The organism is Azospirillum lipoferum 4B (assembly GCF_000283655.1).
In the GTDB taxonomy this organism is placed as follows: domain Bacteria; phylum Pseudomonadota; class Alphaproteobacteria; order Azospirillales; family Azospirillaceae; genus Azospirillum; species Azospirillum lipoferum_C.
Map to the genome: position 1 here is coordinate 578,197 of NC_016587.1, position 23,150 is coordinate 601,346.

The window sequence follows — 23,150 nt, forward strand, 5'->3', positions numbered from 1 at the left end:
AACCCACAGCCGCAAGGCCCCCAAGCAACCGGGCCGACATTTCCGGAGGACAAGCCGATGACCAGCACCGTGACCACCGACGGCGACGATCTGCTGACCGGCGACTGGCGCGCCGACACGCTGAGCGGCGGGGCCGGCAACGACACGCTGCAGGGCGGCGACGGCGACGACCGGCTGGACGGCGGCGACGGAAACGACCGGCTGGACGGCGGGACCGGAAGCAACAGCCTGCTCGGGGGCGCCGGCAACGACACGCTGCTGGGCGGCAGCAACAACGACACGCTGGACGGCGGCGACGGAAACGACGCGATCTCCGCCGGGACGGGCAACGACCTGCTCTCCGGCGGCGACGGGGCCGACAGCATCGACGGCGGCGAGAACGACGACACCCTCGACGGCGGCAGCGGCAACGACACCATCCTCGGCGGCGGCGGCCGGGACGTGGTGACAGCCGGCGACGGCGACGATCTGGTGACCGATGGCGCCTGGGTGTGGAGCGACGACCGCTTCGACGGCGGGGCCGGCAACGACACGCTGGAAGGCGGTTACGGCAGCGACACGCTGATCGGCGGGGCCGGCAACGACCGGCTGACGGTGGGCGACGATTACAGCGGCGATTCCCTGGACGGCGGCGACGGCGACGATGCGCTGACCGGCGGAATGGGCGCCGACCGGCTGGCCGACGGCGCCGGGACCGATCTGGTCCGCGCTGGCGGCGGCGATGACACGCTGGACCATGTGCTGTCGGATCAGGCGGGCAACGACACGCTCGACGGCGGGGCGGGCTATGACCGGCTGCGCGTGGCGCTGACCGCCAACCAGGTGACCGCCGCGGTCGCGGCCGACCTCGTCCAGCTGGCGGACTTCATCCGTCTGCATGGCGACGACGGACAGGTCTTCACCGGTCAGGCGATCCGGGTGGACGCCAACAACTGGAACGCACTGGAGGTGACGGTCGACGGCCGGCCGGTGGCGGTGGCCGATCTGGCCGGGATGGTCGTCGCGGCGCCCAACCGCGCGCCGGTCGCCGCCGATCAGGCGCTGACCGGGACGGAGGACATGCCGGTCACCGGCTCGGTCGGCGCAATCGACCCCGACGGCGACGCTCTGTCCTACGGCGTCGGCGCCGGTCCGGCGCATGGCCGGCTGGTGCTGGAGGTCGACGGCCGCTTCACCTACCGGCCCGACGCCGACTATGCCGGCACCGACAGCTTCCGCATCGACGTGTCGGACGGCCGGGGCGGGGTGACCGCGCAGACCGTCACCGTCACGCTGGACGGCGTCAACGACGCCCCGTCCGCCGTGACGCTGGACGGTGCGGCCATCGCCGAGGATGCCTCTGCCGGGACGGTTGTCGGCACCGCGCGGGGCAGCGATCCCGACGGCGAGGCGCTGACCTACAGCCTGGCCGACGATGCCGGCGGCCGCTTCGCGATCGACGCGGCGACCGGTGTCCTGTCGGTCGCCGCCGGGGCCGACCTCGACTATGCGCAGGCTCCCGCCCATGCGGTGACCGTCCGCGCTACCGATGCCGGGGGCCTCGCCACCGACCGGGTCTTCCACATAGGCGTGACCGCGACCCGCAACGACGGCGCCGCCGACATCGACGGGCTGTCGCCGGCCGAGGAACGGGCGCTGGAGGCGGCGGAGGCGCAGGACGGCGGCAACGATGCGGTGACGGGCGACTGGCAGGCCGAGACTCTCGACGGCGGGGCCGGGAACGACACGCTGGGCAGCGGCGGCGGCGGCGGTACGCTGCTGGGCGGTGCCGGCGACGACGTGCTGACCGGCGACTGGGGCGAGGATTCCCTGCGCGGCGGGTCGGGTGCCGACACGCTGCGCGGCGAATCGCAGAGCGACCGTCTGTTCGGCGGCTCCGGCAACGATGCGCTGGACGGCGGCAGCGAGGACGACACGCTGGACGGCGGAACCGGCAACGACACGCTGCTGGGCGGCAGCGGCGCCGACCTGCTGCATGGCGGCATGGGCGACGATCTGCTGGACGGCGGAACCGACGCCAACCGACTCTATGGCGGCAGCGGCAACGACACGCTGCTGGGCGGCGACGTGGGCGACACGCTGGACGGCGGCAGCGGCAACGACCTGATCGCCGGCGGCATCGGTGCCGACAGCATCCGCGGCGGGGCCGGCGACGACCGGATCGACGGCGGCGAGAACGATGACAGCATCGAGGGCGGCAGCGGGTACGACACCATCGTCGGCGGCGGCGGCCGGGACGTGGTGGCTGCCGGCGACGGCGACGATCTGGTGACGGACGGCGAAGGCGTGTGGAGCGACGACCGTTTCGACGGCGGGGCCGGCAACGACACGCTGGACGGCGGCCTGGGCAGCGACACGCTGATCGGCGGCGCCGGCAACGACCGGCTGACGGTGGGCGCCGATTACAACGGCGACCATCTCGACGGCGGCGACGGCGACGACACGCTGGCCGGCGGGCTGGGCGCAGACACCCTGCTGGGCGGTGCCGGCAACGACGTGCTGAAGGGCGGCGGCGGCAACGACGTGCTGATCGGCGGCGACGGCATCGACATCGCCGACTATTCGGCGGAAACCGGCGCGATCTCCATCGATCTGCAAAGCGGCGAGGTTCGTCACGGCGGCTGGATGGCCGACCATGTCTCCGGCGTCGAGACGATCCTGGCCGGCGGCGGCGCCGACACGCTGGCCGGCGACGGCGGCGACAACAGCCTGGCCGGCGGGGCCGGCGACGACAGCCTGTCGGGCGGGGCCGGCGACGATCTGCTGGACGGCGGCAGCGGGGCCGACCTGATCGACGGCGGCGACGGCATCGACACCGCCAGCTATGCGGCGTCCGGCGCGGGCGTGACGGTCGATCTGGCGGCCGGCAGCGGGGCCGGCGGCGATGCCGAGGGCGACCGGCTGACCGGCGTCGAAAACCTGATCGGCTCGGCCCATGGCGACCGATTGACCGGAAACGGCGGCGCCAACCTCCTGGACGGCGGGGCTGGCGACGACCTGCTGGCCGGGGCCGGCGGCGCGGATACGCTGGTCGGCGGCGAGGGGACCGACACGGCCGACTATTCGGCCTCCGATACCGGCGTGACGGTCGATCTGGCGGCCGGCGCCGGCAGCGGCGGCGATGCCGAAGGCGACCTGCTGTCGGGGATCGAGAACCTGACCGGCTCGGCCCATGACGACCGGCTGACCGGTGACGCGAACGCCAACCTGCTGGACGGCGGTGCGGGCGACGACACGCTGGCCGGGCTGGGCGGCGCCGACACACTGACCGGCGGCGAGGGGACCGACACCGCCGACTATGCCGCGTCGGGTGCGGGCGTCACCGTCGATCTGGCGGCGGGCACCGGTTCCGGCGGCGATGCCGAGGGCGACCGGCTGGCCGGGATCGAGAACGTCACCGGCTCCGCCGCCGCCGACAGCTTGTCGGGCGACGCGGGCGGCAACCGGCTGGACGGCGGCAGCGGGGACGACTGGCTGTCCGGCGGCGCCGGGGCGGATACGCTGATCGGCGGCGACGGAATCGACAGCGCCGATTATGCGGCCTCGACCGGTGGCGTCGACGTGAACCTCGCCGCCGGCACCGGTTCGGGCGGCGACGCCGAGGGCGACCTGCTGACGGGCATCGAGAACCTGACCGGCTCCGCCCATGACGACCGGCTGACCGGCGATGCGAACGCCAACCGGCTGGACGGCGGCGCGGGCGACGACATCCTGGCCGGGCTGGGCGGGGCGGACACGCTGGTCGGCGGTGACGGCATCGACCTTGCCGATTACTCGGCCTCCGCCGCGGGTGTGGCGGTGGACCTGTCGACCGGGACCGGTCTCGGCGGCGACGCCGAGGGCGACCTGCTGTCGGGGATCGAGAACCTGACCGGCTCGGCCCATGACGACCGGCTGACCGGTGACGCGAACGCCAACCTGCTGGACGGCGGTGCGGGCGACGACACGCTGGCCGGGCTGGGCGGCGCCGACACACTGACCGGTGGCGAGGGGACCGACACCGCCGACTATGCCGCGTCGGGTGCGGGCGTCACCGTCGATCTGGCGGCGGGCACCGGTTCCGGCGGCGATGCCGAGGGCGACCGGCTGGCCGGGATCGAGAACGTCACCGGCTCCGCCGCCGCCGACAGCTTGTCGGGCGACGCGGGCGGCAACCGGCTGGACGGCGGCAGCGGGGACGACTGGCTGTCCGGCGGCGCCGGGGCGGATACGCTGATCGGCGGCGACGGAATCGACAGCGCCGATTATGCGGCTTCGACCGGTGGCGTCGACGTGAACCTCGCCGCCGGCACCGGTTCGGGCGGCGATGCCGAGGGTGACGTGCTGACGGGGGTCGAGAACCTGTCCGGTTCCGATCACGACGACCGGCTGACCGGCGATGCGAACGCCAACCGGCTCGACGGGCGCGGCGGCAACGACACGCTGGCCGGGCTGGGCGGGGCCGACACGCTGATCGGCGGCGACGGCATCGACACGGCGGAGTATCTGGCCTCGGCCGCCGCGGTGTCCGTCAGCCTGACGAGCGGCACCGGTTCAGGCGGCGACGCCCAGGGCGACCGGCTGACCGGCGTCGAGAACCTGACCGGTTCCGCCTTCGGCGACCGGCTGACCGGCGACGGCGGCGCCAACATCCTCGACGGGGCGGGCGGCAACGACACGCTGCTGGGCGGTGCCGGCGCCGACACGCTGATCGGCGGCGCCGGCAGCGATACCGCCGACTATTCGGCGTCCGGGGCGGCGGTGACGGTCGATCTGGCGGCCGGAACCGGGCTTGGCGGCACGGCGGAGGGGGATGTGCTGATCGGGGTGGAGAACCTGATCGGCTCCGCCCGCGCCGACCTGATGACCGGCGACGGGCAGGACAACACCCTGCGTGGAGGCGCGGGTGCGGACACGCTGACCGGCGGCGCCGGATCGGACACCGCCGACTACACCGGTTCGGCGGCGGGGGTGACGGTCAGCCTTGCCGACGGGACGGCGGAAAGCGGCGATGCCGCGGGCGACGTGCTGACCGGGATCGAGAACCTGACCGGCTCGGCCGCCGACGACCGGCTGACCGGCGATGGCGAAGCCAACCGCCTGCGCGGCGGCGGCGGCAACGACACCCTGATCGGCGGGACGGGCGCCGACACGCTCAGCGGCGGGGCTGGGATCGACACCGCCGACTATTCGGCGTCCGACGCGGCGGTGTCGGTCAACCTCGCCACCGGCATCGGCCGCGGCGGGCATGCGGAGGGCGACCGTCTGGACGGGGTGGAGACCCTGATCGGCACCGGGCTCGGCGACAGCCTGACCGGCGACGGCGCCGCCAATTATCTGGACGGCCGCGGCGGCGCCGACAGCCTGTCCGGCGGGGCCGGCGACGACACCTTGCGGGTGCTGGACGACGGATTCGCCAGCCTGGACGGCGGCAGCGGTTTCGACACCCTGCGCTTCGAGGGGGAGCGGCTGGTGGTGACCGGCGCCGATGCCGGCGGGGTTCACGGCCTGGAGACGATCGACCTCTCCCATTCCGGCCGCCAGGTCCTGATCCTGAACGAGCAGGGCATTCTCGCCGACACCGGCGGCGCGCCGCTCTATGTCACCGGCAACCGCGACGACCTGGTGACCTTCAAGGAATCCGGCTGGAAGCGCGGCGGTGCCGAGACCGTCGGCTCCGTCCTCTACAACCAGTACAGCCGCGGCACGACCACGATCTATGTCCAGGATGGCGTGCGGATGTTCGGCGACCTCCTGGTCACCGGCACGGCGGGAGACGACATCCTCACCGCGCCGTCGGGCGTCGGCCATGTGGTGGTGTTCGGCGAGGGCGGCGACGACACGGTGCGGTTCGGCGCCGGCTTCCGGCATGAGATCGCGCATCTGGTGCGGATCGACGACGACCTCCACGTCCTGTTCGACGCCCAGGGCGGTCCGGCCGGCGAGGACGGCTATGCCCGCGACCGCGTCACCATCATGGGCCATTTCGCCGCCAACGGCGCCGCCGGGGCGGGGGACGGCAGCGTCCGCCGGATCGAGTTCGCCGACGGCGTGGTCTGGCCGGTATGGGGCGACGACCTGCTGCTGGGCAGCACCGGCGACGACACCGTCGCCATCGAACCGGGGTTCGGCAGCCACAGCCTGCATGCCGATGCCGGCGTGAACGTCATCCGCTTCGGTGACGACGTGACCGCCGACGACCTGCGCCTGTCGCGCAAGGGCGACGACCTGGAGATCCGCATCGCCGGCACCGACCGCTCGCTGCTGCTCTTCAACCATTTCTCGGCGGAGGCGCTGGCCGGCGCCGGCAATGGCGGGGTCGAGGCGGTCGAGTTGGCCGACGGCACGCGCTGGCGCGTGCGCGGCAGCGACGTGGTGATCGGCAGCGGCGGCGACGACCGCGTGGTGTTCGGGTTGGATGGCGGGCAGACGACGCTCTACGGCAGCGCCGGGGCCGACACAATCGCCTTCGCGACGACCATCGATCCCGACCGCATGCGGCTGAGCCGCGAGGGCGACGACCTGCGCCTGTCCTATGAGGGCAGCGGCGCGTCCTGGCTGATCGAGCAGCATTTCGACGGCGATCCGGACGGCTACCGGACGATCCGCTTCGGCGACGGCACCGAATGGGCCATCGACAACACCCGCCTGATCGCCGGCACCGCCGCCGACGAGAGCGTGGAGCTGGGCGCCGGGCTGGGAGAGCGCGTGCTGGCGACCGGCGGCGGCAGCGACGGGCTGGTCCTGGCGGCCGGCATCGCCCCGTCGCAGGTGGCTCTGCGCCGCGACGGCGACAAGCTGGCGATCCAGATCGCCGGCAGCACCGACCGGGTGGTGGTGCTCAACCACTTCAACGGCACGGGCGCCGGCAACGGCGTGCTGCGCAGCCTGAGCTTCGCCGACGGCACGGTGTGGCCGCTGGATCCCGGCACCGGGTTCCGCATCGGCGGCGACACCGGCGACGTGTTCTCCTTCAAGCCGGGCGACGGCGCCGTCACGCTGTTCGCCGGCAAGGGCGTCGATACGCTGAACGTCGCCTCCACCATCGGCGCCGCCGCGCTGGGCTTCACCCGCCAGGGCGACGACCTGGTCATTTCGGTGAAGGGATCGGCGGACAAGGTCACGGTGCTGAACCATTTCGCCAGCGGCTGGGGCGCGTCGCTGCTCGAGAACGTCTATGCCGGCGGGCGTTTCTGGAACCTGTCCGATCCGGCCATGCTGATCGGCGGGGCCGGCGACGACAGCTACACCCTGACGGTGGGCAGCGGCGCCATGTCGATCCTGCCCGGCGGCGGCAACGACCGGATCGTCATCGGTCCCGGCATCGACAAGGCGAGCGTCACCATGCAGCGGGTGGGCGACGATCTGGTGATCGGCCTGCGCACGCTGCCCGACAAGCTGACCGTGCTGAACCACTTCTCCGGCGGGGCAAGCGGCGGGGTTCACACGCTGCGCTTCATCGACGGCGACACCTGGAACATCTGGGGCGCCAGTCTGATGGTCGGGACCAGCGCCACCGACACCTTCACCGCCGAACCCGGCATCGGCCACGTCTCGCTCTTCCCCGGCGGCGGCAGCGACCGCCTGCGGCTGGGCACCGGCTTCGACAGCCTGAACACGCTGGTGCGGCGGGACGGCGACGATCTCGAGATCGTGATGCGCGACGGCAGCGATTCGGTCAAGGTCCTGAACCACTTCCTGGGCAACGAGGCGCGCGACATCGCCTTCGCCGACGGCAAGGTCTGGACGGTCGGCGGCCCCAATGCCCGCATCGGCACCGACGGCGCCGACCGCTTCGTCCTGTCGCCCGGCATGGGGAATGTCGTGATCTATGGCGGCGGCGGCCAAGGCGGCGACCGCATCGAGGTGGCGCCCGGCGTCGACCCGTCCACCGTCCGGCTGACCCGGGTCGGCAACGACCTGCGGGTCACCGCCGGCACCGACAGCATGACCATCGTCAACCAGTTCGCCACCGGCGGGGTGGTGACGATCCCCGAGATCGTCTTCCCCAACGGCGTCGTCTGGCCGATTGCCGGCACCAACGTCTTCATCAGCGGCGCCGGGGCGGAAACGATCCCCGCGGGTCCGATGTTCATCTATCCCGGTGCGCCCGGCCAGCGTCTGTCCATCGACGCCGACCCGGGCAAGACCCGCGTCGTGCGTGTCGGCAACGACCTGCATCTGAGCATCGTCGGCCAGCCGAACGAGATGATCGTCGTCAACCACTTCGCCATGAACGGCATCGGCGATCTGGTCTTCGACAACGGCACCACCTGGAACATCCAGGGCGGCCGGGTGCTGATCGGCGGCACCGGCCATGACGAATTCGTGATCCAGCGCGGCATGGGCGACGTCATCGTCTATCCCGACAGCATCGGCGACGACACCCTTCGCTTCGTCGACACGGTGGACGGATCCAAGATCCGCGTGGCGCGCGTCGGCGACAATCTGCGCATCACCATCGACGGCACCGCGGACGCGCTGACCATCGTCAACCATTTCGCCGGCACGCCGATGGAGTCGCTTCAGCGTCCCGACGGCTCCGTCCTGCCGCTGACCGGCGACGGGCTGCTGTTCGGCAGCCCCGGCGGAACCGTCTTCCTGGTCGGCGAGGACAGCGGGTCGAAGACCATCTATGCCGAGGGCGGCGACCGCGTGGTCTTCGACGACATCGACAGCACGGAGGTGCGGCTGATCCGCACCGGCTCCGACCTGCAGATCTTCATCGACCGCACGCAGCAGGTGGTGACCGTCCTCAACTATTTCGGCGGCGTCGGCCAGCTGGAGTTCCCCAACGGACGGACCTTCGACCTGTCGTCGCCCTACACGCTGATCGGCGGCGGCGGCGGCGACCGCTTCACCATCGGCAGGACCGGGCCGGCCAGCCAGATCATCCATGCCGGCGGCGGCGGCAGCCAGATCGACTTCGGCCCCGACGTCTCGCCCGGCGACGTGACCCTGCGGCAGGACGGCGTCGATCTGGTCGTGGTCTTCATCGGCAGCGGGCGCACGGTGCGCGTGGTCAACCACTTCACCGCACCCACCGACGGCCTGTCGCGCGGGCTCGACGCCATCACCTTCAGCGGCGGCGTCACGCTGGACGTCTTCGGCGAGAACGTGATGTTCGGCCAGCAGGGGACGGACGACTTCACCGTGTTTCCCGGCCAGGGTCGGCAATACATCTTCGCCGGCGGCGGCACCGACCGGCTGACTTTCGGTCCCGGCGTCGATCCGGCGCTGGTGCGGATGGAGCGGGACGGCGTCAACCTGCACATCTTCACCGACGACGGCAGCATCGATCTGGTGGCGGTCAACCATTTCGGCCCCACCGGGGTGGCGGGCAGCGGCTCCGGCCTTGCCACCGTCGCCTATGCGGACGGGCAGAACTGGACGGTCGCCGGCAACGGCATCCTGATCGGCAGCCTCGGCAACAACAGCTACAGCGTGGCGACCAACAGCGGCCCGGTGACGATCCACCCGGCGGGCGAGGACAACCGGCTGGCCTTCACCGCGGGCATTCCCCCAACGAATTTGCGGCTGGTGCGCGAGCATGACGACCTGCGCATCCTGTCGGCCGACGGCACGGTCAACGTGCTGGTGGTCAACCATTTCCGGAACCAGCTGGATCAGGTCACCTTCTCGGCCGGCGCGCCGTGGAATCTGGGGGCGGGCAACGTCTTCATCGGCGGCGACGGGCCGTCGGTCTTCCGCTTCGACAACATCGCCACCGACCTGATGGTGTTCCCCGGCAGCGGCGACATCGTGGGGATGCCCAGCGGCCTCGACTGGAAGGACGTGGTGCTGACGCGCTCCGGCGGCGACCTGATCGTGCAGGTCCGCGCCACCGGGCGGCAGGTCCGCATCGTCAATCATTTCTCCGCCAGCGACGGCACCGGCGGGTTGGCCGGGCTGAACTTTGCCGACGGCACGACCATGCCGCTGGGTGAGCTGGCGGTGCTGGGCGGCGGCAGCGGCGACCTGCTGACCGGGACGGCCACCGAAGACGTGATGCTGGGCCAGGACGGCGACGACCGGCTGAGCGGCGGCGGCGGCAACGACACGCTGATCAGCGGCATCGGCAACGACACGCTGGACGGCGGCGCCGGCAACGACGTCTATGTCTACCGCATCGGCGACGGCCGCGATTACATCCTGGACAGCGCCGGCTTCGACCGGATCGAGTTCGGTCCCGGCATCGGCCGCGGCGACCTCTACTTCGCGCGCTTCGGCAACGATCTCCACATCCGCTTCCGCGGCCGGCCGGCCGACGAGATCGTGGTGACCGGCCGCTTCAACATGGCGGGCGACGGAACCAGCTTCGTGGAGCGGCTGGCCTTCGCCGACGGCAGCAGTTTCGAGCTGACCCGCACCGACATCGCGCTGGAGACGGTGGCGACCAACGCCAGTGAATACCTGCAGGGCTACAATGTCGGCGACCGGATCGAGGGAACGGCCGGCAACGACACGATCCTGGGATATGCCGGCAACGACACGCTGATCGGCGGCACCGGATCGGACTCGATCGACGGAGGGATGGGCGACGACCTGATCGACGGCCGCGACGATCCCGGCACCGATGGCGCACGGGACGTGATCCTGGGCCGCGACGGCAACGACACCATCCTGGCCGGCGGCGGATCCGATGTCATCCTTGGCGGTACCGGCGACGACAGCATCGACGGTGGCGGCGGCAACGACAGCATCGATGGCGAGGACGGCAACGACAGCATCGACGGCGGCACCGGTGCCGACACCATCTATGGCCGGGACGGCAACGACACGCTGGCCGGCGGCGCCGGCAACGACACGCTCTACAGCGGTGCCGGCGACGACCTGATCCGTTACGGCGGCGGCAGCGACACCATCGCCAACGAGGACGGCCGCGACATTCTGGAGATCGGGCCGGGCTTCGCCCGCGCCGACCTCTACTTCGCGCGCTTCGGCAACGATCTCTACATCCGCTTCCGCAATTCGGCGGAACAGATCGTCCTGACCGGCCGCTTCAGCGGGGCGGGCGACGGGACCAGCTTCGTGCAGACGCTGCGCTTCGCCGACGGCACGGACTATGCCGTCACAGCGCAGGATCTGGCGCTGGAAACGGTGGCGACCGACGCCAGCGAGACGCTGGAAGGCTACAATGTCGGCGACATCATCCTCGGCCAGGGCGGCAACGACACCATTCACGGCTATACCGGCAACGACAGCCTGGACGGCGGGAGCGGCAACGACCGCCTCTATGCCGGCAGCGGCGACGATGTCCTGGAGGGCGGCGACGGAGCAGACGCCCTGTATGGCGACATCGGCAACGACCTGCTTTCCGGCGGCACCGGCAACGACAGCCTCTATGGCGAGGCGGGAGCCGATTCCCTGTCCGGTGGCGACGGCGCCGACTTCCTGTCGGGTGGCGACGGCAATGACGGTCTGACCGGCGGGGCGGGCAACGACACGCTGGATGGCGGGGACGGCAACGACCTGCTGGAGGGCGGTGACGGCGACGACAGCCTGCGGGCCGGCGACGGCGACGATACGCTGGTGGGCGGCAACGGCACCGACACCCTGTCGACCGGGGCCGGCAACGACACCATCCGCTTCGATGGCGGGCGCGAGACCATCACCAACGAAGGCGGCGCCGACGTGCTGGAGATCGGCGGCGGGCTGACCAAGGCCGATCTCTATTACGCCCGCTTCGGCAACGACCTGTATCTGCGCTTCCGCAATCGCAGCGACGAAGTGATTCTGACCGGCCGCTTCAGCGGCGACAGCGACGGGTCGAGCTATGTCCAGACCGTGCTGTTCGCCAATGGCGACCGCGCCGATCTGACCGATCCAGCCCTGGTGCTGGAAACGGTGGCGAGCGAACTCAACGACTCGCTGGAGGGTTACAACGCCAACGACACCATCAGCAGCCTGGGCGGCAGCGACACCATCCGTGGCTATGGCGGCGACGACCTGCTGGCTGGCGGCACCGGCAACGACGTGCTGTTCGGCGGAACCGGGAACGACCGTCTGAACGGCGGCGGCGGGGCCGACCGTCTGGAAGGCGGCGACGGCAACGACACGCTGGAAGGCGGAGACGATGCCGACCTGCAGTATGGCGGTGCGGGCGACGATTTGATCCTCGGCGGCGGCGGCAACGATTACATGCAGGGCGGTGACGGGGCAGACAGCCTGACCGGCGACGTCGGCAACGACACGCTGTACGGCGATGCCGGCGACGACAGCCTGCAAGGCGGCGACGGCAACGACTATCTTCAGGGCGACGACGGCGCCGACACGGTGGAAGGCGGGGCGGGCACCAACACCGTCCTGACCGGGCTGGGCGACGACGTGATCCGCTATGACGGCGGGCGCGACACCATCACCAACGAGGGCGGCAACGACGTTCTGGTGATCCGCACCGCATTGAGGCGGGAGGACCTCTATTTCGCCCGCTTCGGCAACGACCTGTATCTGCGCTTCCGCGGCGCGGCCGACGAGATCGTTCTGAAGGACCGCTTCAACGGCGCCGGCGATGGGACGAGCTATGTCCAGCGCATCCTGTTCGCCGACGGGCAGGAGGTGGACCTGACCGACCCGACGCTGAAGCTGGAAACCCTGGCGACCGCGGCGTGGGAGACGCTGGAGGGCTACAATGTCGGCGACCTCATCCAGGGCGTGGGCGGCAACGACAGCATCCACGGCTATGGCGGGAACGACACGCTGGATGGCGGGGCCGGCAACGACACGCTCTATGGCGATGCGGGCAATGACACGCTGATCGGCGGGGCGGGCGACGACCGGCTGGAGGGCGCCGACGCCGACGACCTGCTGCAGGGCGGCGACGGCAACGACAGCCTGACCGGCGGGGCCGGCGACGACACGCTGACCGGCGGCGCCGGTAAAGACCAGTATTACGGCGGCGACGGCAACGACCTGATCGACAACCGGGACGACACCGGCACCGGCGCCGCGCTGAATGTCGCCTATGGCGAGGCGGGGAACGACACCATCCTGGGCGGCGATGCGGGCGAGACCTTCGCCGGTGGAGACGGCGACGACCGGCTGGAGGGCAATGCCGGCAACGATTGGCTGGAGGGCAACGCCGGGAACGACAGCCTGCAAGGCGGCGGCGGCGACGACAACCTTCAGGGCGGCGATGGCGCTGACACTCTGGAAGGCGGGGCGGGCACCAACACCGTCCTGGCCGGGCTGGGCGACGATGTGATCCGCTATGACGGCGGGCGCGACACCATCACCAACGAGGGCGGCAACGACGTTCTGGTGATCCGCACCGCTTTGAGGCGGGAGGACCTCTATTTCGCCCGCTTCGGCAACGACCTGTATCTGCGCTTCCGCGGCGCGGCCGACGAGATCGTTCTGAAGGACCGCTTCAACGGGGCCGGCGATGGGGCGAGCTATGTCCAGCGCATCCTGTTCGCCGACGGGCAGGAGGTGGACCTGACCGATCCGACGCTGAAGCTGGAAACCCTGGCGACCACGGCGTCGGAAAAGCTGGAGGGCTACAATGTCGGCGACCTGATCCAGGGCGTGGACGGCAACGACACGATCCATGGCTATGGCGGGAACGACACGCTGGATGGCGGGGCCGGCAACGACACGCTCTATGGCGATGCGGGCAACGACACGCTGATCGGCGGCACCGGTGTCGACCGGCTGGAGGGCGGCGACGGCCTCGACACGCTGGACGGTGGCGAGGGGGACGACACGCTCTATGGCGATGCCGGCGACGACACGCTGATCGGCGGGGCCGGCAACAACACCCTCTATGGCGGAACGGGCAGCAACGTCATCCGTTTCGATGGCGGCCAGGACATCGTCTACAACACCGGCGGCAGCGACGTCATCGAACTGGATGAGTCCTTCGACAAGGCTGCGCTCTATTTCTCCCGTTTCGGCAATGATCTCTATGTGCGTTTCACCGGCCGGACGGATCAGATCATCGTCAAGGACCGCTTCAACGGCGCCGGCGACGGTGCGGCCTATGCGCAGACCCTGCTGTTCGCCGATGGATCGCGGGAGGATCTGACCCGCAAGGATCTGGTGATCCAGACGATCGGCGGCGCTGGAGGCGACAAGCTGGAGGGGTACAATGTCGGCGACACCCTCGACGGACAGGCCGGCAACGACACCGTTTACGGTTATGGTGGCGACGACACGCTGACAGGCGGAACCGATCACGATCTGCTGGATGGTGGCGATGGCTCAGACATCGTCGATGGCGGGGAGGGCAACGATCTGGCTTTCGGCGGTGGTGGAAATGATACCGTTGCGGGCGGAAACGGCGAGGACCGCCTTTGGGGCGATGGTATTTCTCCCACTGGGAATGAGGTGATCACCATTCGGATTCGAATGGGTGGACACAGTGTCAGTGGAAATTGGCCCCGAACCATCGTCACTCTCGATGGTCGGGTGATTATGGACGAGACGGTCTACGTCCATTATTCGCATCTCAGTCCTTATCGGGTTGAAACGATTTATAATGGAGAACTGCGGGATTATAAGTTCACGTTAAGGGATATCAGTCAGGCAAGTCAGCTTGTCATCAGTGTGTACGATTATACGCATGGACGCGAAAGGCATAGCACGGCCGTGTTCATCGCCGGCATTGAGGTCGATGGCTATCCTGTCGCTGCCGGGTTTTATGTTTGGGAGTCCTACGCTGCAGGCGTATGGGGGCTGAATTCCCTCCTGCCCTCCCCATCCGCGACCGAACCTGTCGGCAACGACTCTCTGACGGGTGGCGCCGGCAACGACGCGCTCAGCGGCGGCCAGGGCGACGACAGCCTGACGGGCGACAGCGGCAACGACACCATCCTCGGCGGCGCCGGCAACGACACCATCCTCGGCGGAGCCGGCTCCGACGAAATGCATGGCGGCGCCGGCAACGACCAGATCGACAACCGTGACGACCCGAACGCCGCCGGCATCAACGACCTGTCCTACGGCGGTACTGGTACCGACACCCTCTACGGCGGTGGCGGCATCGACGTCGCCTATGGCGGGGCCGGCGACGACCTGATCGACGGCGGCGGCGGCGCCGATTACCTCTATGGCGAGGACGGCGCGGACTCCGTCCTCGGCGGCGCCGGGGCCGACTATCTCTACGGTCAGGCCGGCAACGACACTCTGGACGGCGGGGCCGGCAACGACGCCATCGACGGCGGGGCCGGCAACGACCTGATCCGCTTCATCTCCGGTGACGGTGTGGACAGCATCGCCGGCGGCGGCGGCAACGACACGCTCGAACTGGGAGCCGGGCTGACGCTGGAGCAGATGTATCTCTCGCGCATCGGCACCGACCTGCACCTGATCTTCCGCGACACCGGCGACCGCATCGTCCTGGCCGGCCGCTTCAGCGGCGACGGCGACGGCGCGAATTTCGTACAGACGGTTAAGTTCGCGGATGGACGCACCATCGACCTGTCGGCCCAGACCATCGTGATGGAAACCCATGGGCAGGCGGCGGCGGAGACCCTGTACGGCTACAAGGACGACGACAGCATCGATGGCGGCGGCGGCAACGACACCCTCTATGGCTATGCCGGCGACGACCTGCTGACCGGAGGGGACGGCAACGACGCGCTGTATGGCGGGACCGGCAACGACACGCTGTCGGGCGGTGCCGGCGCCGATTACTTCGAAGGCGGCGACGGTGCCGACAGCCTGTCCGGCGGCGCCGACAACGACACGCTGTATGGTGGGGCCGGCAACGACGCGCTGTCGGGCGGCGCGGGCGCCAACACCATCGACGGCGGCGCCGGCAATGACAGCATCCTCTACGAAGGCGGCACCGACACCATCGTCGGCGGCGGCGGCAACGACGAGCTGGTCTTCGGCGAGGACTACACCCAGGCGGGCCTGCGGCTGGAACGCTTCGGCAAGGATCTGCACCTGGTCTTCGACGACCTGGCCAAGCGGATCGTCGTCGCCAACCGCTTCAGCGCGGTCGGCAACGGCGAGGGGACGAACTATGTGCAGACCCTGCGCTTCGCCGACGGCGGTACGATGGACCTGTCACGCACCGATCTGGCGATCGCCACCCGCGACAGCGACGTCGGGCATGAGCTGGCGGGCTACAACGTCGGCGATGTGATCCGCGGCAACGGCGGCACCGACGCTATCTATGGCTATGGCGGCAACGACACGCTGTATGGCGGCGCCGGCGCCGACGAGATGCGTGGCGGCGACGGCGACGACCTGATCGACAGCCGGGACGAGACGGCCGGCGGCGACGTTGCCTATGGCGAGGCCGGCAACGACACGCTCTATGGCGGTGCCGCCAACGATGCGCTCCATGGCGGCGACGGCGAAGACCTGATCCTGGGCGGCGCTGGCAACGACAGCATCGAGGGCAATGCCGGCAGGGACAGCCTGAGCGGCGGGGCGGGCGTCGACAGCCTGCACGGCGGGGCGGACGACGATACCCTTCATGGCGATGACGGCAACGATTACCTGTCCGGCGATGCCGGCGACGACATCTTGGCCGGCGGGGCCGGGGCCGACACGCTGGATGGCGGTATCGGCGCGGACATGCTGTCCGGCGGCGACGATGCCGATACGCTGGACGGCAAGGACGGCAACGACACGCTGGCCGGCGGTGCCGGCGCGAACTGGATCGTGACGGGGGCGGGCGACGACCTCGTGCTCTACCAGGGCGGTGCCGACACGGTGGTCGGCGGCGGCGGCAACGACACGCTGTCCTTCGGCGACGGCTTCAGCCGCGACGACCTGCGGTTCGAACGCTACGGCAACAACCTGCATGTCCGCTTCGACGGCAAGCCCGACCGGATCGTCGTCGCCAACCGCTTCAGCGGAGCCGGCAACGGCGCCAACTACCTGCAGACGCTGCTGTTCGCCGACGGACGAACCGTCGACCTGAGCGATCCGGGCCTCGTCATCGACACCCGGGACGATGCGACCGCCCGCACGCTGGAAGGCTATGCCGCATCGGACACCATCCGCGGCGGCGGCGGCGACGATTCCATCCACGGCTATGGCGGCGACGACAGCCTGTATGGCGGGGCGGGATGGGATCTGGTCCGCGGCGGGGCCGGCAACGACCTGATCGACAGCAGCGACGACGACGCCAGCCACGACAGCCTCTATGGCGAGGACGGCAACGACACCGTGCGCGGCGGCGGCGGCGGCGACGCCCTTTATGGCGATGCCGGCAACGACCGGATCGAGGGGCTGGCCGGGACCGACTCCATGATGGGAGGCACCGGCGACGACACGATGGAGGGCGGTGCCGGCAACGACACCCAGTTCGGCGGCGACGGGGCCGACAGCCTCGATGGCGGGGCGGACAACGACTATCTGATGGGCGATGCCGGTGCCGACGAGCTTTCGGGGGGCCTGGGTCACGACACGCTCTATGGCGGGGCCGACGGCGACCGCCTGTTCGGCGGCGACGGCAACGACATCCTCTTTGGCGATGCCGGCAACGACACCCTGATGGGCGGCGCCGGCGACGATGCCATCGACACCGGCGCCGGGGACGATCTGGTCGTCTATGACGGCGGCCGGGACACCGTCCTGGGCGGCGGCGGCAACGACACGCTGCTGTTCGGCGAAGGCTTCGCGGCCGACCAGCTCTATTTTGCGCGATTCGACAACAATCTGGTGTTGCGCTTCCGCGACCGGCCGGAACAGGTGGTCATCTCCAACCGCTTCAGCGGCGGGGGAGACGGCGCCAACTATCTGCAGACCGTCCGCTTCCACGACGGAACGGAGGTGCTGCTGTCCGATTCCGCACTGCGGCTGGAAACGGTCGGCGGCGACGGTGACGAGGCTCTGGCCGGCTATGTCAACGGCGACCGGATCGACGGGCAGGGCGGCAAGGATGTGCTGGCCGGCTACGGCGGCAACGACACGCTGGTGGGCGGCACCGGCAGCGACAGACTATCGGGCGGCGACGGTGACGACCTGCTGGACAGCCGGGACGACCTTGCCGGCTCAGGCGACAATGACGTCGCCTATGGCGAGGCCGGCAACGACACCGTGCTGGGCGGCGGCGGCAACGACAGCCTGTCGGGCGGCGACGGTGACGACAGCCTGGACGGCGGCGTTGGCGTCGATATCCTGGTGGGCGGCGCAGGACAGGACACATTGGAGGGCGGTGACGGCAACGATGTGCTTGCAGGCGACGCCGACGATGACCGGCTTTCCGGCGGGGCCGGCGCCGACACGCTGGTGGGTGGCACCGGACGGGATGTGCTGGAAGGCGGCGACGGCAACGACAGTCTGGTCGGCGATGCCGGGGCGGGAAGCGGCACCTACATGTTCGATACGATGAAGACGGTGTTCAGCGGCGCCTTCTCCGTCACCTGGAACACGCAGGATCATGTTCCCCGCCTGCTCGGCGACGTGAACGGCGATGGCCGGGCGGACATCGTCGGCTTCTCCAGCACGTCGGTCCAGATCGCCCTGGGGCGGGCGGACGGCAGCTTCGGACCGGTTCAGGTCGCCTACAACGGGGAATTCACGCCCACCTATGGCGGCTGGAACAGTCAGAACGTCAATCCCCGGCAACTGGCCGACGTGAACGGCGACGGCCGGATGGACATCGTCGGCTTCGCGAGCGGCGTGGTGCGGGTGGCCCAGGGGCAGGCGGATGGAACCTTCGCGACCGCGCAGACGGCGCTGAGCGGGACTCTGACCTCCGGCACGAGCTGGACCAGCATGGGGCAATATCCCCGCCTGCTCGGGGATGTGAACGGCGACGGCCGGGCGGACATCGTCGGCTTCTCCAGCACCAGCGTGGTGACCGCGCTGGGGCAGGCGGACGGAACCTTCGGGTCCGTCACTCTCGCCTACAACGGCAGCTTCACGACCGGCTATGGCTGGACCAACAACAATGACTATCCCCGTCTTCTGGGTGACGTCGATGGCGACGGCATGGCCGACATCGTCGGTTTCGGTGGCAATCAGGTCTTCGTCGCCCGTGGCCGGGCCGACGGCACCTTCGCCCCGATGAAGGTCGCCTACAGCGACAACTACACCAAGTACACGGGCGGCTGGACGACCCAGGACCAGTATCCCCGCCAACTGGCGGACGTGAACGGCGATGGCCGGATGGACATCGTCGGCTTCGCCAGCAACGGGGCCTACGTGTCGTTCGGTCAGGCGGACGGCACCTTCAGCCGGATTCGCCAGGGCACCGACGACTATGGCTATGGTGGCTGGAATACCCAGAACACCTATCCGCGGCAGACCGCCGATGTCGACGGCGACGGGCGTGCCGACATCGTCGGCTTCGCCTCCAACAGCGTCGTGGTGTCCAGATCGGTCCTCAACGACGATACGCTGAGCGGCGGGGCCGGGGACGACACGCTGGGCGGCGGGCTGGGCGACGATGTCTACCGGTTCGGTCGCGGAGACGGCCGGGACCGCATCGTCGAGAATGACAGCGACATCGGCACCGACCGGCTGGTGTTCGAGGCCGGGATCGACGCCCGCCAGCTGTGGTTCACCAAGACGGGCAACGACCTGGAGGTGCAGGTGGTCGGCACGGCGGACAAGGTGACCATCGCCGACTGGTACAGCGGCGCCGAGCATCACATGGATAGCATCGAGACGGCCGACGGGGCCGTGCTGCTGGATTCCATGGTGGCGGGGTTGGTTCAGGCCATGGCAGGGTTTGCCCCGCCAGAAGCCGGGACGATGAGCATCGAGCCCGATCTCTATCCGTCCGTCGATCATGCCATCACAGCCGCATGGCGGTGACGGGCATGGACAATCCATAGGCCACGGCACGCGCGCGGCATCGACCTGGGCCACCGCCCCCGGCGTCGATGCCGCGTCGGGGGCGAGGCCCAGCGGGCTGCGGTCGATGCGGGCTCCGGTCGACCGCCGTCGCTACGGTTCCGGACGCAATGAGAAAGGCCGGCTCGGGCCGCCAGAGGGTCAGATGCTGTAATCGCCCTGCTGCAGGCTCTGGTCCATGGTCAGTGCCGGGGCCGGCTCGTCGCGGCACCAGCCGACGACCTTGGCGGGCACGCCGGCCACGGTGGCGCAGCCGGGGACGTCCTTCAGCACGACGCTGCCGGCGCCGACCTTGGCGTGGGCGCCGATGGTGATGTTGCCCAGCACCTTGGCCCCGGCCGACAACAGCACGCCGTCGCGGACCTTGGGGTGGCGGTCGCCATGTTCCTTGCCGGTGCCGCCCAGCGTGACGTTCTGCAGGATCGAGACGTCGTTGCCGATCACCGCGGTCTCGCCGATCACCACGCCGGTGCCGTGGTCGATGAAGACGCCGCGCCCGACCGGAACCGCCGGGTGGATGTCGACGGCGAAGGCCTCCGACACGCGGCTCTGCAGGAAATGGGCGAGGTCGTGGCGCTGGCGCTTCCACAGCCAGTTTGCCACGCGGTGCCATTGCAGGGCGTGGAAGCCCTTGAAATAGAGGAAGGGCGTCAGGCAGCCGTCGGCGGCCGGGTCGCGCGCCAGGATGGCGGCGAGGTCGGCGGCGGCGGCGTCGACGATGGCCGGGTCGGACTCCATGGCGTCGCGCACAACGGCGGCCAGCCGGTCCTCCGGCATGGCGCGGTCGGCCAGCTTGCGCACCAGCAGCGCCGCCAGCGCCGGGCCGAAGCCGTCGCGCGCCAGCACCGCGTCATACAGGAAGGGGGCGAGGCCGCTTTCCTCCTCCGCGACGCGGGCGGCATCGGCGCGCAGGCGGCGCCACAGCGATTGTTCGACCGATTCCGCCGCCTCCCGCACTGCAACGTCCAGGCTGTCCATCGCCATCACCCCTTCCCGCGGGGCGTGCCCCGCGATATCCGCTCGCCATATCCGAAGGATGCTACTGTGGTGAGACGCCCCCGGTCCGGTCAAGGCCGTTGCCATCAAGGCTGCCTCCCGCTGCGCCGGTGGCCTCGTGCCCATCGCCGGCGTGCGCCCGCCGGAAGGCCTGCGGCGACCGCCCTTCCCGCTTGGTGAAGAAGCGCGAGAAATAGGCCGGATCCTCGAAGCCCAGGGCATAGCCGATCTCCGCCATGCCGTGGCTGGTATAGATTAGCGACCGTTTGGCCTCCAGCATCAGCCGGGCATGGACCAGCTGCAGGGTCGACAGGCCGGTGACGCGGCGGCAGGCGGCATTCAGCCGGCCGGGGGTGACGCCCAGCGCCGCGGCATAGCGCTCCACCGGCCAATGCTGGCTGAACCGCTCGTCGATCATCGGCCGCAGCCGGGCGAGCAACCGCAAGTCGGGGGATTGCCCCGGCCCGTCCCGGCCCGCCCCGTCCCGCCGGCCGGCCTTCAGCCGCGCCACGGCGACAAGCAGCAGCATCACATGGGCCGAAATCGCGCTGGCGCGGCCGACATGGTGAGCGCGGAACTCCCCCCGGATGGCGGCGAAGGCATGGGACAGCGCCGCCGCCTCGTCCGATCCCTCTTCCAAATCCCAGGCCAGCGGCAGGGGCGGAGCCTCGCGCAGCTCCGCCTCCGGCGCGGCGGCAAGCACGCCGGCCAGGAAGCCCTCCGACATGGTCAGCACATGGCCGTCGGTGCCGGCATCGAAGCGGAAGCCGTGCACCACCTGCGCCGGAACGACGATGAGGGCGGGGGCGCGAAAGGCGGTTTCCACCCCATCGGCGGTCAGCCACCCACCGCCGCCGGTGACCAGAAGCGCGTGGCTCAACCCGTCGTGGCGGTGGGGCCGGACCTCCCAATTGTACAAGCGCATCCGTTCCGGGATCGTCTCGATATGGACGAAGCGCAGCTCCGGGACGGCCGGCGGTTCGCCATAGAGCCAATAGCGGGGAATGGGTTCGGCACTGTGGGCAAGCTGGGCGGACATCGCACGGGCTCCGACGGTCTGGCGATGAAAAGTACAAGGCTTTCACCGGTTCGTCTATGTCCGGCCGTCCGCTTCCGGGAATAGCATGACCAATAATCATCGGCGCACAAAACAATTGGCGCCGCAGCGCCGAATCCGGCTTCCCGAAGAGGGCGAGAGACATGCAAACCACCAGTTCGACCCGTACACAGGTCGCCATCGTCGGCGCCGGCCCGGCCGGCCTGTTCCTGTCCCACCTGCTGCACCGCCAGGGCATCGAGTCGGTGATCCTGGAGCACCGCAGCCGCGAGGAGATCGAGGGCACCATCCGCGCCGGTGTGCTGGAGCAGTGGGTGGTCGACCTGATGAACGACATGGGCCTCGGCGACCGCATGATGCGCGAGGGCCATTTCCATTCCGGCATCACCCTGCGTTTCGACCGGCAGAGCCACCACATCGACATGGCGGAGCTGACCGGCGGCAAGCGCGTCACCGTCTATGCCCAGCACGAGGTGATCCGCGACCTCGTCTCCGCCCGGCTGGAGGATGGCGGCAGCATCCTGTTCGGCGTGTCCGACGTGCAGTTCCACGACCTCGACGGCAAGACGCCGCGCGTGCAGTTCCGCCGCAGCCCGGACGGCCCGGTGGAGGAACTGCGCTGCGATTTCGTCGCCGGCTGCGACGGCTTCCACGGGCCGAGCCGGCAGGCGATCCCCGCCGCCACGCGCACCGAATACCAGATCGTCTATCCGTTCGGCTGGCTCGGCATCCTGACCGAGGCGCCGCCGTCGCACCCCGAACTGATCTATGCCAACCACGAGCGCGGCTTCGCCCTGCTCAGCACCCGCTCGCCGGAGGTGCAGCGGCTCTACATCCAGGTCGATCCCAAGGACGACATCGCCAACTGGTCCGACGACCGCATCTGGTCGGAACTGCACCGCCGGCTGGAGGACGAGAGCGGCTGGACCCTGAAGGAAGGTCCGATCTTCCAGAAGGGCATCATCGCCATGCGCAGCTTCGTCTGCGATCCCATGCAGCACGGCCGCCTGTTCATCGCCGGCGACGCCGCCCACATCGTTCCCCCCACCGGCGCCAAGGGCCTGAACCTGGCGGTCGCCGACGTGCTGGTGCTGTCCCGCGCCATGACCGCCTATTACAAGACCGGCAGCAGCGAGGGGCTGGACCGCTACAGCGCCACCTGCCTGCGCCGCATCTGGAAGGCGGAACGCTTCTCCTGGTACATGACCACCATGCTGCACCGGAACGAGCACGAATCGCCCTTCGAGCAGCGCGTGCATCTGGCCGAGCTGGACTATGTCGTCCACTCCCGCGCCGCCATGACCGCGCTGGCGGAGAATTACGTGGGGCTGCCGATGGAGTGAGTGGGGCTACT

General features: G+C 69.9%; 4 protein-coding genes. 2 read left to right on the forward strand and 2 right to left on the reverse strand.

Annotated elements, in window-relative coordinates; genetic code table 11:
* Positions 1-57 precede the first annotated feature (57 nt).
* Entirely contained in the window at positions 58-19,704 is a 19,647-nt protein-coding gene (locus AZOLI_RS26890) for a calcium-binding protein (protein WP_014189811.1), read from the forward strand.
* 180 nt (positions 19,705-19,884) lie between these two features.
* Here the strand turns inward: AZOLI_RS26890 and cysE are convergent, their stop codons facing one another.
* On the reverse strand, positions 19,885-20,727 hold the full coding sequence (cysE, locus tag AZOLI_RS26895; RefSeq protein ID WP_014189812.1) for a serine O-acetyltransferase: 843 nt from the start codon (positions 20,725-20,727) through the stop codon (positions 19,885-19,887).
* Between the two features lie 55 nt (positions 20,728-20,782).
* Positions 20,783-21,778 (reverse strand): helix-turn-helix domain-containing protein, encoded by a 996-nt coding sequence (locus tag AZOLI_RS26900; RefSeq protein ID WP_014189813.1) that lies wholly within the window; start codon positions 21,776-21,778, stop codon positions 20,783-20,785.
* Between the two features lie 161 nt (positions 21,779-21,939).
* Here AZOLI_RS26900 and pobA point away from each other — a divergent pair, with 161 nt between their 5' ends.
* Entirely contained in the window at positions 21,940-23,139 is a 1,200-nt protein-coding gene (gene pobA, locus AZOLI_RS26905; RefSeq protein ID WP_014189814.1) for a 4-hydroxybenzoate 3-monooxygenase, read from the forward strand.
* The last annotated feature ends 11 nt before the right edge of the window (positions 23,140-23,150 follow it).

Coding starts and splice junctions, on each gene's coding strand:
- AZOLI_RS26890 (WP_014189811.1), top strand. CDS start 58: ATGACCAGCACCGTGACCACCGACGGCGACGATCTGCTGACCGGCGAC.
- cysE (WP_014189812.1), bottom strand. CDS start 20,727: ATGGCGATGGACAGCCTGGACGTTGCAGTGCGGGAGGCGGCGGAATCG.
- AZOLI_RS26900 (WP_014189813.1), bottom strand. CDS start 21,778: ATGTCCGCCCAGCTTGCCCACAGTGCCGAACCCATTCCCCGCTATTGG.
- pobA (WP_014189814.1), top strand. CDS start 21,940: ATGCAAACCACCAGTTCGACCCGTACACAGGTCGCCATCGTCGGCGCC.